The 15,179-nt window shown below is 67.4% G+C and carries 13 protein-coding genes; 2 read left to right on the top strand and 11 right to left on the bottom strand.

Translation table 11 applies throughout. The annotated features are described in order from the left end of the window. Nucleotides 1-53: 53 nt before the first annotated feature. From ACNQQL_RS05610 to ACNQQL_RS05570, 9 genes are all read right to left on the bottom strand, one after another. Complete coding sequence (locus tag ACNQQL_RS05610) at nucleotides 54-341, bottom strand: helix-turn-helix domain-containing protein (RefSeq protein WP_213265882.1); 288 nt, start codon at nucleotides 339-341, stop codon at nucleotides 54-56. 14 nt (nucleotides 342-355) lie between these two features. Then, a complete protein-coding gene (locus ACNQQL_RS05605; protein WP_347063491.1) occupies nucleotides 356-1,672 on the bottom strand; it encodes a type II toxin-antitoxin system HipA family toxin in 1,317 nt (438 codons plus the stop codon). A 119-nt stretch (nucleotides 1,673-1,791) separates the two neighbouring features. Further along, nucleotides 1,792-1,986 (bottom strand): YqaE/Pmp3 family membrane protein, encoded by a 195-nt coding sequence (locus ACNQQL_RS05600; RefSeq protein ID WP_347063490.1) that lies wholly within the window; start codon nucleotides 1,984-1,986, stop codon nucleotides 1,792-1,794. A gap of 236 nt (nucleotides 1,987-2,222) precedes the next feature. After that, nucleotides 2,223-3,422: a porin gene (locus ACNQQL_RS05595; RefSeq protein WP_347063489.1), complete on the bottom strand. Its 1,200-nt coding sequence runs from the start codon at nucleotides 3,420-3,422 to the stop codon at nucleotides 2,223-2,225. 68 nt (nucleotides 3,423-3,490) lie between these two features. Further along, nucleotides 3,491-4,039, bottom strand: a complete 549-nt coding sequence (locus ACNQQL_RS05590) for a TIGR00725 family protein (RefSeq protein ID WP_347063488.1) — start codon at nucleotides 4,037-4,039, stop codon at nucleotides 3,491-3,493. Then, nucleotides 4,017-4,847 carry an ABC transporter permease gene (locus tag ACNQQL_RS05585; protein ID WP_034181653.1) on the bottom strand — a complete coding sequence of 277 codons (831 nt, stop codon included), beginning with the start codon at nucleotides 4,845-4,847 and terminating at the stop codon, nucleotides 4,017-4,019. Before ACNQQL_RS05585 ends, ACNQQL_RS05590 begins: the two co-directional genes overlap by 23 nt. A 10-nt stretch (nucleotides 4,848-4,857) precedes the next feature. Beyond that, nucleotides 4,858-5,946, bottom strand: a complete 1,089-nt coding sequence (locus ACNQQL_RS05580) for an extracellular solute-binding protein (RefSeq protein ID WP_204422065.1) — start codon at nucleotides 5,944-5,946, stop codon at nucleotides 4,858-4,860. 36 nt (nucleotides 5,947-5,982) lie between these two features. Then, nucleotides 5,983-7,014 (bottom strand): ABC transporter ATP-binding protein, encoded by a 1,032-nt coding sequence (locus tag ACNQQL_RS05575; RefSeq protein ID WP_347063487.1) that lies wholly within the window; start codon nucleotides 7,012-7,014, stop codon nucleotides 5,983-5,985. 7 nt (nucleotides 7,015-7,021) lie between these two features. Further along, nucleotides 7,022-7,873 carry an ABC transporter permease gene (locus tag ACNQQL_RS05570; protein ID WP_175960002.1) on the bottom strand — a complete coding sequence of 284 codons (852 nt, stop codon included), beginning with the start codon at nucleotides 7,871-7,873 and terminating at the stop codon, nucleotides 7,022-7,024. Between the two features lie 162 nt (nucleotides 7,874-8,035). On the opposite strand from ACNQQL_RS05570, the gene ACNQQL_RS05565 reads away from it, so the two are divergent. After that, nucleotides 8,036-8,932: a LysR family transcriptional regulator gene (locus ACNQQL_RS05565; protein WP_204422068.1), complete on the top strand. Its 897-nt coding sequence runs from the start codon at nucleotides 8,036-8,038 to the stop codon at nucleotides 8,930-8,932. 100 nt (nucleotides 8,933-9,032) lie between these two features. On the opposite strand, the gene ACNQQL_RS05560 is transcribed toward ACNQQL_RS05565, so the two are convergent. Next, the gene (locus tag ACNQQL_RS05560; protein ID WP_347063486.1) at nucleotides 9,033-10,709 is read right to left on the bottom strand and encodes an alkaline phosphatase family protein; all 1,677 of its coding nucleotides are present in this window, start codon (nucleotides 10,707-10,709) and stop codon (nucleotides 9,033-9,035) included. A 250-nt stretch (nucleotides 10,710-10,959) separates the two neighbouring features. On the opposite strand from ACNQQL_RS05560, the gene ACNQQL_RS05555 reads away from it, so the two are divergent. Then, nucleotides 10,960-11,181: a hypothetical protein gene (locus ACNQQL_RS05555; protein WP_034181647.1), complete on the top strand. Its 222-nt coding sequence runs from the start codon at nucleotides 10,960-10,962 to the stop codon at nucleotides 11,179-11,181. 57 nt (nucleotides 11,182-11,238) lie between these two features. Here the strand turns inward: ACNQQL_RS05555 and ACNQQL_RS05550 are convergent, their stop codons facing one another. Continuing rightward, nucleotides 11,239-15,051: a DUF748 domain-containing protein gene (locus ACNQQL_RS05550; RefSeq protein ID WP_347063485.1), complete on the bottom strand. Its 3,813-nt coding sequence runs from the start codon at nucleotides 15,049-15,051 to the stop codon at nucleotides 11,239-11,241. Between the last annotated feature and the right edge of the window lie 128 nt (nucleotides 15,052-15,179).

The raw sequence follows: 15,179 nt of genomic DNA, 5'->3' as shown, positions 1-15,179 counted from the left end.
GCGCAGCGATCGCCCGACGGATACGCGACGCGCTGCCTCTTCCTCCGCGCGCGTTATTGCGGCGCCCGCCGCACGACGCCGAGCTTCAATCCCAGCATGCCGAATATGCGGTTCATCGTCTGTACCGTCCCGTCGCTGCGGCCCTGCTCGATATCCTGGATCGTCTTCGTCGACACACCGGCGAGCTTCGCCATCTCGGCACTCGTCAGCCGCATCGTCTGCTTCAGATGACGCACCGATTCGCGCAGCGACCACTCGGGATGCGCGAGAACGTCGTCGATCGCTTGCCGCCGCAGCGCCAGCTGTTCGGGAAGCGACATCGCGTTATAGCGTTTGTCCATCGTGTCGCCCCCGCCTAACGCAGTGCATCCAGTTCGCGGGCGAGCCGCTCGATGCCCGGTTTCAGGAACGCATGCACATCGGGCTCCAGTCCGAGATCGACACCCCGATCGGCGATCTCCAGCAAACGCGGCGCCATTGCGTGCAGCCGTGCCCGCAATGCGTCGCGATCCAGCGCGGCATGCGTCTCCCCCGCCTGCGGCTCGCTCGACCGGACAACCGCATCGAGTACCCCCGCCCAGTCTGGCCGACCGCCATCATTGCGTTCCCAGCGGATGCGCCGCGCAATGCCGTCGGGATGCAGATACATCGGTGCGAAGTCGTAAAGGGGCGTCAAGGCAACGCGTCCATCGAAGTCGCGTTGCAACGCCGTGTTCCGCGCATGATTGTCCTTGTTGCCCAACGCAAGATTCGCGACGTCGCGGCACAAATACTCGGCCACCTCGGCTTGAGGTTCCGTGCATTGGCGTACGAGATGCCCGCACACCTCGTCGTGACTCGGCACGACACCGAAGCCGGCTTTACCCGTCAACGAAGCGATGCTTTCCTGAGCGAACCGGACGACGCCACCGCCGACGCGCGCGCGATCGAACCGCGGGATGAATAGCGACCGATCGCGCAGCATCAGCGGCGCGTGCACACGCAAGCCGAGACGCTGGGCCAATGCCATGTAGGCCGCTTCGTGACGGAGGATCTGCGCAAGACGCTGGTTCGCACCGCGCCCGAACTTGACGATATAGTGCTCGACCGCGTGCGCGTCCGGCAGCGTGTGATCGAGATAGAGCAGCCCGTCGTCGGCGCGGGTCAGCAGAAGCTTCGGCCACTCGCCCTGCACGCCCGAGGATCCCGCGACGAAGAATCCGTGTTCGGCGAGATATTCGCTGAATGCGTCTCCGCGCGCGGCAACGTCATCGTCGGTAAATCCTTGCCGCGGCCCCTGGCGCTCGGCGAGCCACTGCGCGGCTTCCTTGATCCGCAGATTGCCGATCGAGTTACCGGCTCCCGCGAGCAGCAACGGCCAGTCGGCACGCTCCTCGGCTGTTTCCGGCAGATCGAGGCGGCGCAACAGCTCCTGACGGCCGAAGCCTTGCGGCAGCAAATCGATCAGGAAAATCGGCCAGTGAGGTGTCACCAGCGGCTCGAGATCGACCGGGAAACCGCACGCCATCGCGTGCGCATCGCGGGCGAATTGATGCCGGACGACCCATTCGACGTCGTAACCCGTATAGGCACGACCACGCCAGCCCTCGTCGGGCTCGCCGAACAGGGTGACAACGCCGACGTCGTGCCAAATGCCGTCGGCGTGGAGCTGGATCGTGCAGGAGACGCTCATTTCAGCAGAAATCTATATAAATCATGTCGTTAACCGTAGATGAATTATATAGATTTCTACTGAAATAGGAATCTTGCTCTTGAACGTCAGAAGCAGCGGTCGGGGGAATCTCCCGCCGCTTACCGCCGCTCGCGCAGCGCCGCCTCGATCTTTTGATCGGTCTTGTACTGGCTCAGCGCATACACCGACCAGATCGCGGCCGGCAGCCAGCCGATGATCGTGAGCTGCAGGATCAGGCAGATCACGCCGGCGACCGGGCGGCCGATCGTGAAAAACTGGAACCACGGCAGCAGCAGGGCAAGCAGAAGGCGCATCGAATTTTCCTTTTCCGCATCATTGAAGAACAGCGTACGCGGTCAATATGGCGGTTGCGCGCCCCGTTTCAAGCCGGCATACGCTGACCGCGCGCAGCCCGCAAGTGAGCCGAGGCTCCACGTCGGAACGTCCGCATCGCCCCCCCTTTCGCCCGACCGGCACGCCAGCCGCAAAAAAAACGGCCCTCGCATTGCGCAAGGGCCGCAAGGGCTCGCCGGAGACGAACGGAGCCGCGTCAGAACGTATGCCGCATGCCGATCCGCACGAGCGTCTGCGTGTTGCCCGCTGACGAGATGCCGTTGCCGACGTCGCCGACCGACGCCGTCGCGGCGACGACATTGCCGTACGGGTCGAGCGTCTTGCCGCTCGCCTTCTGGTAGCCGACGAGACCGTAGAGCGCGGTCCGCTTCGACAGGTAGTAGTACGACGCCAGGTTCAACTGGTGATACTTCGGCGCGGCTTCACCGCCGACCGAACTGCCGCGCGTGAAGTCGTAGCCGGCCGCGACGCGCAGCGCCGGCGACACCTGCCACGACGCCGTGCCGCCGACCGAGTTGTAGGTCGCGTTGCCCCGGAACGTCGAGAACGCACCAGCCCGATACTGCGTGTTGCTGTACGACAGGCCCAGCGTCGCCGCGCCGATCTGGTAGGTCGACGCAGCCGCGACGATCTGCATGCTCTTCGACGACGCAAAACCCTCGTTGATCGACGACGCGAACGTGCCGTCGTACGAGCCGGTCCATGCGCCGCCGTTCGCACCGAATGCGTTGGTCGCATACAGGTAGGCCGCGCCGAGCGCGAACGGCCCGTTCACGTACTGGCCGCCGACGCTCCACGTGTTCTGGTTCTTCGCGCTGCCTGCCTGGTTGCCGAAGCCGTACAGCGCACCGAACGTGAAGCCGCCGAACGACGGGCTCACGTACTTGATCGAATTGTTCTCGCGCGACTGGTTGTCGATGTTGTCGAGATCGCCCGGATGCGCACCCATGCCGGTCAGGAACGAGCCGGGCCCGATCGAGCCGACGAAATCGACGATCGGATCGTACTGGCGGCCCATCGTCAACGCACCGTAGCGCGTGCTCGACAGCCCCATCCACGCCTGGCGGCCGAACATCCGGCCGCCCTGGCCGAGCTGCCCGGTGCCGATGTTGAAGCCGCTCTCGAGCTGGAAGACGGCCGCGAGCCCGTCGCCGAGATCTTCCTTGCCCTTCAGCCCCCAGCGGCTGCCGGACCACGTACCGCTCGCGAAGCTGTAGCTCGACGCGCCGCGATACGCGACCGGCGAACCGAGCGCCCCCTTGCTCGTCGCGACGCGCTGGTTGCTCGTGTACCCCAAACCCGCGTCGACGATCCCGTAGAGCGTGACGGTGCCTTGCGCATGCGCCGCCGTGCAGAGGCCGCCGGCAACGCAAAGCGCAAAAGTGATCTTCTTCATGTAGAGGATTCCTATTTATTAAATCGATACCACCCGAAACGATGCATCCGGTTACCCGGAATGCCGACCTACGCCGAACCGGACAGCCACTGCGCGACCCGCGCGACGAGCAGGTCCGCTTCGTCGAAGTTCTCGACGCCCGCCACCTGCGGCGCGTCGCAAATCGTGAACACCGGCTTGCCCCATTGCAGCCCGAGCGCGATCTCGGACAACGTGCCGAGCCCGCCGCCGACCGCGATCAGGCACAGCGACGCGCGAGCGATCAGCGCGTTGCGCGTGATGCCGAGCCCGGTGGGCAGCGCGACGGTCAGATACGGATTCGCGTGCTGCGCATCGTCCTCGGGCAGCAGCCCGATCGCACAGCCGCCCGCCGCATGCGCGCCGCGCGCGGCGGCCTCCATCACGCCCTGCTTGCCGCCGCCGACGATCGCGACGCCCGCCGCCGCGAGCCCGTGCGCGATTCGCTCCGCGATGGCGAGCTGGGCGTCCGTCGCATCGCGCGGGCCGATCACGCCGACCGGCATCCGGTGCCGGTCGGCGCCGCGCTGCCGTTGCGCGAGTTGCTGCAGCGCATCGCGCGCCTGGTTCGACCATTCAATGATGTCGTTGCCGTGCAAGTCCTTCCCCCAATGCAAGAACGCAGGTGCAGAGCGCCGTCAGCACGATCGACAGTACGGCGGCCTGCGAGAAATCGGTCTGTCCGTCGGACAGCTTCAGGTACATCAGCAGCGGCAGGATGTTGATCTGCGTGCCGGCCAGCGCGAGCGCCGTGCCGTACGTGCCGAGCGCGATCGCGCTGACGAGGCACCACGCCGACGCGATCGACGGCCACAGCTCGCGCCACGCGACGTCGAACCACGCGCGCCACGGCCGTGCGCCGAGCGTCAGCGCCGCCTCGAGCGGCCGCCGATCGAGATTCGCGAGCGCCGGGTAGAGGATCAGCGCGACGCGCGGGATCAGGTAGTACGCGTAGGCGAAAGCGAGCCCCGGCATCGTGTAGATCGCGCCGCCGACCACGGTCGGATCCGCGCCGAGCGACGCCAGCAGCGTCGTCACGAAACCGGCGCGGCCGAACACGAGGATGAAGCCGTAGGCGATCACGAGGCCGGAGAACGCAAGCGGCACGCCGAGCAGCGCGAGCGACCAGCGACGGCGCGCCGGCGACTGCCCGGCCAGCACGAACGCGACCGGCACGCCGACCGCGACGGACAGCGTGCCGGCGCCGATCGCGAGCGCCAGCGAACGCACGATTGCGTCGGCGACGAGCGGATCGCCGAATACCGCGGCGAACGCACGACCGCCGCCGTCGAACGCGGCACCGACGAGCGCGGCGAGCGGCAGCGCGAAGCACACCGCGAACAGCCCGGCCGCCGGCACCGCGCCGTAGCGGCGCAGGACGCCGCGCTGCATGGACGAGACCCGCATCCCGTTCCCCTTACTTGCCGAGCGTGGCCTGCGACCAGAGCTGGTCGACCTCGGCCTTGCGCGTCGCGGCCTTCGCGACGTCGAGCGGACGCACCTGCGGCGCATTCGGCAGCTTCGCGGCAACCTCCTGCGCGACCGGCGTGCCGGGTACGGCCGGGCGCACGTAGCCCTGCGCGAACAGCGCCTGGCCGACATCGCTCATCACGAGGTTGAGCCACAACTGCGCGGCGGCCGGGTTCGGGCCGTTCTTCACGAGACTCATCGCGTACGGCGCCGATACGCTGCCGTCCTGCGGAATCACGACGTCGGCCGCGTCGCCCATGCCGTCCGTGTACTTGGCCTTGAGCCCATCGTTCTCGTAGCCGATCAGGATCGGAATCTCGCCCTTGACGAACTTCGCGTACGGCGTCGTCCCCTCGACGCGCAGCACGTTGCCCGCCTGCTTCAGCTTGCCGAAGAACTCCGCGCCCGGCTTCGGGTTGTCGACGCTGCCGCCGTTCGCATAGGCGGCGGCGAACACGGCGACCTGCCCCTGCCCGGTCGAGCGCGGGTCGAGATAGACGACCGCATTGCGATATTCGGGCTTCAGCAGGTCGGACCAGCGCTGCGGCACGTTCTTCACGAGCTTCCGGTTGACGAGCAACGCGATGTTCAGCGAGTGCACGGCGAACCAGCGGCCGTCGGCCGCGCGGAACACCGGCGGCAGCTTGTCGAAATTGACTGGCTTGAACGGCGCGACGACGTCCTTGGCCGTCGCATCGAGCGCCGACGCCGCGAAGTAGTACGCGGTGTCGGCCTGCGGGCGACGTCGCGACTTGTCGAGCGCGACGACCGTTGCCGCCGAGCCGATGTCGTTGTACGTGATCTCGACCTTCGGGTAGCGCTTGCGGAATTCGGCGAACAGCGATTTCCAGTTCGCCCATTCCGGGCCCGTGTCGAACGACACGACGAGCCCTTCGTCGGCGGCTTTCTCGTACAGCGCGTCCTCGCCGGGATACAACGGCGCGGCATGGGCCAGCGCCGGCGCGAGGGTCGCGAACGCGCAGAGCGCCAGCAGGCGGCGGCGCGTCGCAAGAAGGAAGTGGCGGCGTGCAGACATCGTGATTCTCCGTTGAATGAATAGGGTCGCCCGCGCTTACGCGGCGGGCAGCACGAGCAGATGGCGCGGCTCGATCGACACGCAGCGCGCGGGCAGCGCGCGCCCTTCGCCGAGCAGCGCGTCGGTCGCACCGGCCGGCACGAAGTCGAAGCGCTGCGTCGCGCCGAAATAGCGCACCTCGCCGACCCGGCCGTCGATGCGGTTCGCGACGTGTTCGGGCGGATCGGGCTGCAGGTGTTCCGGCCGGACCAGCACGTCGACCGTGTCGCCCGGCCGGTGCGCGCCCGTATCCGCGCACAGCGTGGTGAACCGCACGTCGACCGCGCCGTGCGCGAGCACGCGGCCGCGCAGCAGCGTCGAATGGCCGACGAAGCGGGCGACCTGCGCGGTCGCCGGACGCTCGTACAGGTCGCGCGGGGTGCCGGCCTGCAGCACGCGTCCGCCGTCGACGATCGCCACGCGATCGGCCATGCTGAGCGCCTCGTCCTGGTCGTGCGTGACGAGCAGCGTCGTCGCGCCGCACGCGCGCTGCAGCGCGCGGATCTCGTCGCGCAGCTGGTGGCGAATGCCGGCATCGAGCGCCGCGAGCGGCTCGTCGAGCAGCAGCAGCTTCGGTTCGATCACGAGCGCGCGGGCCAGCGCGACGCGCTGCTGCTGGCCACCGGACAACAGCGCCGTACTGCGGTCGGCCTGCGCCGCGAGGCCGACGCGTTCGAGCATCTCGAGCGCGCGGCGGCGGCGCGGTGCCGCCGTCATGCCGCGCATCTTCAGGCCATAGCCGACGTTGTCGACGACCGACAGGTTCGGAAACAGCGCGTAGTGCTGGAACACCATCCCGATCTCGCGCTGCCACACCGGCACGCCGGCCATGTCGCGGCCGACGATCGCGATACGGCCGCGGTAACCGTCCAGCAACCCGGCGGCGAGGCGCAGCAGCGTCGATTTGCCGGAGCCGCTGCGGCCCATCACGGCGAGCAGTTCGCCCTGGGCCGCGGACAGCGTGACCGCGTCGACGCCGTGACGGGCGCCCGGATACTGAAAGCTGACGTTTTCGAAATCGAGACTCATGACGGTTTCACTTCAGGCGTTGCACGGTGAAGACGGATGCGAGCGTCGCGAGCACGGCGAGGACGAGCAGCACGACGGTCGCCGCACAGGCCATCCCCGACGCGCCGTAGAACGCCTGCAGCAGCACGATCGGATAGTTGCGATAGCGGAAGCCCGCGATCAGGTTCGAGATCTGGAATTCGCCGATCGACAGCGCGGCGACCATCACGAGGCCGGAAAACAGGCTATGCCGCAGGTTCGGCACCACGATCGTGAAGAACTGCCGCAGCGGCGTCGCGCCGAGCGTTGCCGCACACGCCTCGAGATGAGCAAGGCCCAAGTGGCGCAGGTCGCTCAGCAGTGTCTGCAGCAGATACGGCAGCGTCAGCACCGCGTGCGCGGCGATCATCAGCGGCAGCGTGCCGAGCCACGGCAGCGCATCGCCGCTGAAGATCGCGATGTAGCCGAACCCGAGCGTCAGCGCCGGCACCGCGATCGGCATCAGCATCACGACGCGCGCCGCGAAGCCGCGGCCGGCCAGTGCGCGGTGATGCAGCGCATACGCGAGCGGCAGCGCCAGCACGGCATTGATCGCACAGCAGGCGAGCGCAACGACGAGGCTCACGCCGAATGCGCGCGTAAAGCTGCGATTCGAGGCCAGATCGGCGAACCAGTGCGACGTGATGCCGGACGGCAGCAGCGTGTTCGTCCACGACTGGCCGACCGAGCCGATCAGCAGCAGCGCGATCGGCAACGCGAGGTACAGCGCGAAGGCCGCGACGAATGCCTGCAGCAGCAGGCGTCCCGCCAACGCGCGCGGCCGTTTGTTACGACGAATCGGAATAGCTTCGGCAAGGGCCGGAGCGGATGGCGGATGCATGGCGAAACTCGCTGACGGACACGGAATGGGTCATGCAACGCCCGCCGGACAGGACCGACATGCATTGTCGTGACGGACGCAGTGTGCGGATCCGACATGGCATCGTCATGAAAAAAACGTACAACGCCCGCATCGATCTGTGCGCGCAAGGAATAGTTCGCCGTGAAGCACCTGTTTCCCAATATCGCGGAGCTGCACGCGTTCGCGAGTTCCGTGAAGTACCTGAACTTCTCGTATGCGGCCCGCGAGCTCGGCCTGACGCCGAGCGCGGTCAGCCGGCAGATCGCGAATCTCGAAACGCTGTTCGGCGTCAAATTGTTCGTGCGCGAGGGGCGCAATCTCGCGCTCACGCGGGCCGGACAGGTCTATCACGCGCGCGTGATCGGCCCGCTGCGCGAGATCGGCAACGCGTCGATCGAATTGCTGAGCGCGCGCGAGAACAGCGATCTGCTGACGATCGCGAGCGTGCCGACCTTCACGACGAAGTGGCTGGTGCCGCGGCTCGCGCGCTTTCTGGCCTGCGCGCCGGGCGTCACGCTGAGTTTTCGCCGCCATCTGGCTCACGGCGACGTGTTTCCGTTCGGACTCGACGCGGCGATCCGCTATGGCGACGGCGCATGGGAAGGCGTCCGCTGCGATTACCTCGACGGCCGTACGTTCGTGCCGGTCTGTTCCCGTGAATTCGCGGCGCGGCATGCGCTGCGCACGCCGGCCGACGCGGTATCCGCGCCGCGGCTCGTACACGAGCAGGCGGAGATCGCATGGTCCATGTGGGCGGAGCGCCATCGCGCGGCACACATGAACGCGCTGTCGGGGCCGCGCTTCGAACAGTATTCGGTGCTGATCCAGGCCGCGCAGGCCGGGCTCGGGCTCGCGCTCGTGCCGCGCTTCCTGATCGTCGACAATCTCGCGACCGGCGCGCTCGTCGAACCGTTCGACGCTCCCGTCGACGTCGACGCGCAAGGGCACTACCTGTGCTACGCGCCGGAGCGCCTGGAGACGAGCGCTGCGTTGCGGCGCTTCAGGGAATGGATGCTCGACGAATGCGCGAACGGATGAGCCTGTCCGGCTATGCCGGACAGGCTCGAATGATACGGAGCCGGGCAAGCCCGGGCGGCATGGCGGCGCCGGTAGCGCGGCGCCGCGCCGCCCGCCCCGCTCAACGTCCGATACCGAGCCCCGGCAGCACGCGCGTGTTCTCGGCCACGACCGCATGCAGCAGGCGCGGATCGGCGCCGAGCAGCTCGAGGATCGTCGGCGCGACCTGCTTCGTGCCGACGAGATCGTTCACGGTGCGCGCGCGATGGATGCCCGGATACGACACGAGCAGGCCGAGATGGCTGTCGTCCGGTGCGTTGCCGCCGTGCTCCTCGTCCTTCTTCGTGCTCGACGTGTAGATCACGCCCGGATTCGGCTGGACGATGATGTCCGGCGTACGGCCGTTGGCCGGATCGCCGAAGCGGTCGGCGAGCGCCGCGCCGTACAGGATGTACGCCTGCGAACCGTCCGCGCAGATCCCCGGCGCGTTGCAGCCCAGATTCGCCTTCAGCGTCTGCACGACGGCCGTGCGCTGGCTGCGGTCGCGCAGCCAGATCAGGCCGACGTCGTCGGTCTGCACGAAGCCCGTGCCGACCAGGCCCGACCCGTCGTTCAGGTTGCCCGTCGACGTGTTGTTCTGGCCGAAGTTGCCGTTCGGGTCGAGGTAGCTGTTCGCTTCGAGCAGCTTCGTCAGCGTATCGCCGTTCTTCACGAGCTTCGTGTGGTCGGCCGGCGACTGGCCATGCTTCGCCGTCACGATCACGGCCGTCGACGTGTACAGGTTGGCCTGCTTCAGCGCCGCGACGACATGGCCGATCGAGTTGTCGACATACGTGATCGCATTCGCGACCTGACCGTTCGGCGTGAAGTCCGCGTCGAGATACCCGCCGCCCTTCGCGACCGGCGACTTCTGCGCGACGCTGAGCGTCTGGAAGTCGGCGCCGAACAGCGTCGGCACCGGCGCGCTCTTCGTGCCCGTCGAATCGCGGCCTTCGATCTGGTTGATCAGCGCCTGCACGTGCAGGTTGTCGAAGCGCGCGGTGTGCGAGTAGACGTCGGTGTACTCGGTGTTCGTCACCGGGTCGATCGAGTTGATCTCGGTGCGCATCAGATCGTCGACGCCCGCGCCCGACGGACCATTCAGCCAGTCGTAGCCCCACGCATGCTTGTCGGCCCACGCGGTATGCGCATTCGGCACGCCGGCCTTCACGGCCTCGAACACCGTGTTGGTCTTCAGGTAGTTGTGCGGATAGACCGGCACGCACTGGCCACCCACGCGCGCATGCGGGATCGCTTGCGGGTTGAACGCGCCGCCGCCGTCGAGGTGCACGAGCTTGCCGCCGTTGATCGCGTCGATGCCGGTCGTTTCGTCGAACACGACGTTCCAGCCCTGCTTGCCCGAGCACGTCGTGTCGCTCGGCGCATACAGGTTGCGGTCGTACGACACGTCGTAGAACAGGCCGGCCGTCTTCGGCGAACCGCCCGTCACGAGCGCCGCGAGGCCCGGGAACGAATCAGACAGGCCGGGCGTGTACGCATTCGTGTACGTCACGCCGCTCTTGGCAAGCACCGCGATGTTCGGACACGTGTTCGCACCGATGCAGCGCGCGAGATCCTGCTCGTGCAGGCCGTCGACGCTGATCAGCAGCACGTGCTTCACAACGCGGCGCGCATGGCCGCCGTTCTCGCCCTGACTGTTGCCGTCCTGCTGCGCCGCGTACGCGCCCATGCTTGCGAGCGCCAGCGCGCCCGCCACCATCGCGGCCATCTTCCGCTGCTTACCGAAGAACGAAATCATCACCCCACCTCATCGATTGATGTTGAACTGCGTGACTTGCCATCAGGCGCGCAAAATATCGCCGGATCGTGCGGCGGTCGGATGAAGCGGGGCTTTCTGTTCTCTGTCAAACGTAACCAAACGCAAGCGACATGACGCGGTCGCAATGCGGTCCGCTCCGTGCGTCGGCGTGCGCTGCCGGATTTTTTTTCGGCTTGGCCCGCGACTATTGGCGTGTGATAAAGGGTTTTCCCTGACCCGGAGCACGACTATGTCGACCCTGGAAGCTCTCCGGTTCGTGCTGGACGATGCACGCACCCCCGAAATCATTCGCCATCACGTCGTCGACGCGCTGCAGTACGCGCTGCGCAACTACGGACAGGTATTCACCGCGAAGGAAGTCGAATGGCTGACGCAGTGGGACGACGCGCGTCTGCCGCTGGCCGCGAGGAAGGAACTGGACAAGCGCGAACCGGCAATCGTCGCGCGCTGAAAAAAAGCCGCCGCGCCCGGCTTGTGCGGACGCGGCGGCAGCGGATGAAGCAACGGCTTACTGGAGCCCGAAGTCGACGCGGGTCGTCGCGCCCTTGTCCTCGATGCCCTTCGCGTCGAGCTTCGGCGCGACGACGAACACGCGGCTCGAATCGATCTTTCCTTCGAGGTACTGGCGCACGGCCTGCGCGCGCTGCTGCGCGAGCGCACGCAGCGCGTTGTCGTCGGCCGGTGCGTGATCGGCCAGCGCCTGCTTCATGTCCGCATCGGGCAGCGTCTTCTGCAAGCCGACCAGGTTGCGCGGCTTCTTGAAGTCGGCGGCCTTGTACGCGCGCGTCAGGTACTTGGAATATTCGGCCTGCTCGACCTTCACCGACATCGGATCGATGCTCTCGCCCTGGCCGACCACGTCCCTCAGCTTCTGCTGGCGCACCAGCCGGTCGACGTACGCGTCGCGCAGCCCCGGCGTGTCCTTCGCCGGATCGACGCGGCCGATCAGGTCGAGGCGGATCGACGGCTTCTCGGTCAGCATCTTCACGACGGTGTCGAGCTTCTGCTGCTGCGCATCGGTCAGCGCGTACGTACCCGGCGCGAACTCGACGTAGCCGAGATCCTCGCCGCCGCCGCCGAACGCATTCGCGAGCAGCGTGAACGGCGACGTGACGGCCTTCGCGATCAGGTTCAGCACCGCGTGCCAGATCAGCCCGCCGATGCTGAACTCCGGATTCGACAGCGAACCCGACACCGGCAGGTTCACGTCGATCTGGCCGCGCGTGTTCTTCAGCAGCGAGATCGCGAGCTTCACCGGCAGCTTCGTCGCCGTGTCGTTTTCGACGTGGTCGCCGAACGTGAGCTGGTCGATGAAGATGTGGTTGTTCGCCGTCAACTGGTCGTTCGCGAGCTGGTAGTGCAGGTCGACGTTGAGCTTGCCCTTCGTGATCGGATAGCCGGCGTACTTCGCCGAATACGGCGTCAGGTTGGTCAGCTCGATGTCGTGCGCGGTCGCCGTGAGGTCGAGCGCGGGTTTCTCGATCAGCGGGTTGACCGAGCCCTTGATCGCGATCGGTCCGTTGCCCGCGAGGTTCGCGGCGACATCGACCGGCGCGGACGTCGTCGAATCCGTGCCGAACGCGCCGACCGTGCCCTTGATCGCGATCAGGTTCGCCGTGTAGTTCGGCTTGATGAAGTTGTCGGTGTACGTGACGCGGCCGTCCTGCAGCACGAGCTGACCGAAGTGCATCCGCACCGGGTGCTGCGGCGGCTGCGCGGCCTTCACGACAGCCGGCGCGGACGCGGCCGATGCAGCCTGGGCCACGGCCGGCGCCGACGCGGCCTGCGGCGACAGCGGCACCGGCTCGCCCTTGCTTGCGTCGCGCGTGAGCGACTGCGCGGGGCCCGACTCCTTCGCGACGACGTCCTTCAGGTTCAGGCGCCCCTGCGCGTCGAGCAGCACGCGGCCGTAGAAGTTCGAGAACGTCACGCGCGCGGCGTCGACGTCGGTGCCCTTCTCGTCGTAGTTCGCCTTCAGGTTCGACAGCGCGAGCGAGCGCCAGCCCGCGAACGGGTCGGACGTCGCCTTGTCGAGCATCCGCACGTCGACGAGCGCGACGTCGCCGCGATAGGTGGCGCGCGGCGTGTCCTTCACCTGCGCGAACGTCAGGTTGCCCTGCGCGTTGAGCAGCGCGCTCGCAATCGTCGCGTTCAGCACGCTGCCGAAATACGGCTCGAACGCAGCCGCGTCGAGGCGGTTGCCGTCGATCTTCAGGCCGAGCTTCAGCGGCTGCGCGGTCACGTCGCCCGCGACGTTCAGCGAGCCCTTGCGGTTCAGCGTCGCCTTCAGTTGCACCGGCAGCGGCTTGGTCATGTCGTCGCTGAGTTTTTGCACCGACAGTTCCAGCGGCTTGATCGCCAGCTTCACCGGACGCGGCGTCGACAGGTCGGTGAAGTTCGCGGACGAATCCTTCACGTTCAGCGCGTCGATCCGGTAATGCCACGACGGCGCGGCGGCCTCGGCCTTGCGCGCGACCGTGCGCTGCGGCACCGACGCCTGCGCGGGTTCGGCCAGCGCCGCGAGGTCGATCTTGCCGTCCTTCAGGCGCTTCACGTCGAGCGCGAGCCCGCTCGCGTCGACGCTCGCGATCTCCGCGGTGCGCGCGGCGACGTCGACCTTCGTGATCTTCGCGCTCGCATCGGGCAGCACGATCGCGGGCGCCTTCGTGTCGGGCGTCGCGATCTTCAGCGATTTCAGGCTGACCGTGCTGTCGGCGACCTGCGCGGCGAGCGGCGTCTTGCCCCAGTCGGCCTGTGCGTTGACGGTCGCGCCGAGCGTGCCGTCGAGCACGCGCGCGCGCGTCGCCTCGCCGAGGTACGGCTGCAGCGCCGGCAGCGCGAGCGCGGCGACCGTCAGCTTCGTGCCGGCCTGCTTCGCCGCGAGATTGAATGCGCCTTCGGCCGTCACGTCGCCGCCGCGCGACAGCGACGTCGACAGCGTGTACCTCGCGGGCGTCTTGCCCAGCAGCGAGAAGCCGTCGAGCGTCGCGGCGAGCTTCGTCAGCGACAGCGCGGTCGGCGTCGCCGGCACGCGGTCGTCGACGTTGACCGTGCCGCCGTCGATCGCGAAATGACGGATCGTCAGGTCGAGCGGCGGCGCCTCCTTCGCGGCGGCGGCGGTTTCGGCCTTCGCGCCGCTGGCTGCTGCGGCAGCGGTTTCGGCCTTCGCACTGCTGGCTGCCGCGGCTGCGATTCCGGAAGCGGCTGCAGCCCCCGACGCCGCCGGCTTGCCGGCTTCGGCCTTCGGTGCGGCGCCCGGTTGCGCTGCGAGCTTCTCGACGTTCAGCACGCCCTGCCTGTCGCGCGACAGGTCGACCACCGGCTGGTCGATCCGGATCTCGTCGAAGTGCATCGCATTGCGCAGCGGCTCGAGGCTGGCCGCCGCGACGTGCACGCCGCGCGCGGCGAACAGCGGCGCCGACGCGTGATCCGTCACCTTCGCGTCGTTCAGGTCGACGGTGCCCGATACACGCAGCGCGGGCTTCTCGCCGCTCATCACGAAATTGACCGTGAGGTTGCTGCTCAGCAAGCCGCTCGTCACGGCCACCGGCAGCTTCGCCGGCACGTACGAGATCAGCTTCGGCACGTCGAGACGGTCGAACTTCAGCGCGATCTCCGACTCGCGCGACTGCGCGAACGGCTTGGTCCTGCCGTCGATCGCGATCGGGCTGCCGTCGAAACGCATGCGCAGCTTCGGCTCGACGAAGATGTCGGTCTTCGACGCCAGCGTCGCGATATACGGAATGCCGAGCGTCCAGTTGTCGACGACGTGCTTTTCGTTCAGCAGGCGATCGTCGAAGTCGATCCGGCCGTCGTTCACCTGGATGTTCGACACCGAGAACTGCGTCGGCTTGCTTTCGGGTTTGGACGGCGTCGAGAATTTCTCGATCAGGTCGGTGAAGTTGAAGCGCTGCGCGTCGTAGCGGACGATGTGAAAGCGCGGTGAATCGACGCGGATTTCGTTGACGATCGGTGCGCCGCGGAACAGCGACGCCCACGACGGCCTCACGACGAGCTTGCCGATGTCGATGAAGTCGCCCTGGCCGCCGCGCTCGCCCAGGCGGATGCCATCGGCTTCGAGATTCAGCGTGTACGGGTTCAGCGCGATGCGCTGGATCGTGGCAGGCCGGTCGAGCTGCTTGCTCAGCTGCTGTTCGGCGACATGGCGGATCAGCGGCGGCGCCGCGAAGAACCCGAGCAGTCCGAATAAAACGAGGAAGATCAGTGCGCCGATGCCGATACGCCGGGTCCGGCGCGAGCGTGCAACGCCGCCGAGGGCATGGAGGGTCGAGGATACGGTTTTCTTGTCTGCGCTTGCCATGCTTGAATATCTCGGGAATGGATGCGGGGCCGCGCCGGAGAACTGGGCGGCCGCGCACGCTATCCCGAAAGTATAGGCTCAGAAGGGGACGGTACGGAGGTCGGGCGCCGCCGCCGCGCCCGCGGGGC

Source organism: Burkholderia sp. LFS061 (assembly GCF_047978125.1).
GTDB classification, from domain to species: Bacteria; Pseudomonadota; Gammaproteobacteria; order Burkholderiales; family Burkholderiaceae; genus Burkholderia; species Burkholderia pyrrocinia_C.
The sequence above is the reverse complement of the archived record's forward strand: the minus strand, read 5'-3'. Positions and strand labels throughout refer to the sequence as shown.

Coding starts and splice junctions, on each gene's coding strand:
- ACNQQL_RS05610 (WP_213265882.1), bottom strand. CDS start 341: ATGGACAAACGCTATAACGCGATGTCGCTTCCCGAACAGCTGGCGCTG.
- ACNQQL_RS05570 (WP_175960002.1), bottom strand. CDS start 7,873: ATGCATCCGCCATCCGCTCCGGCCCTTGCCGAAGCTATTCCGATTCGT.
- ACNQQL_RS05600 (WP_347063490.1), bottom strand. CDS start 1,986: ATGCGCCTTCTGCTTGCCCTGCTGCTGCCGTGGTTCCAGTTTTTCACG.
- ACNQQL_RS05580 (WP_204422065.1), bottom strand. CDS start 5,946: ATGTCTGCACGCCGCCACTTCCTTCTTGCGACGCGCCGCCGCCTGCTG.
- ACNQQL_RS05550 (WP_347063485.1), bottom strand. CDS start 15,051: ATGGCAAGCGCAGACAAGAAAACCGTATCCTCGACCCTCCATGCCCTC.
- ACNQQL_RS05595 (WP_347063489.1), bottom strand. CDS start 3,422: ATGAAGAAGATCACTTTTGCGCTTTGCGTTGCCGGCGGCCTCTGCACG.
- ACNQQL_RS05585 (WP_034181653.1), bottom strand. CDS start 4,847: ATGCGGGTCTCGTCCATGCAGCGCGGCGTCCTGCGCCGCTACGGCGCG.
- ACNQQL_RS05555 (WP_034181647.1), top strand. CDS start 10,960: ATGTCGACCCTGGAAGCTCTCCGGTTCGTGCTGGACGATGCACGCACC.
- ACNQQL_RS05575 (WP_347063487.1), bottom strand. CDS start 7,014: ATGAGTCTCGATTTCGAAAACGTCAGCTTTCAGTATCCGGGCGCCCGT.
- ACNQQL_RS05605 (WP_347063491.1), bottom strand. CDS start 1,672: ATGAGCGTCTCCTGCACGATCCAGCTCCACGCCGACGGCATTTGGCAC.
- ACNQQL_RS05560 (WP_347063486.1), bottom strand. CDS start 10,709: ATGATTTCGTTCTTCGGTAAGCAGCGGAAGATGGCCGCGATGGTGGCG.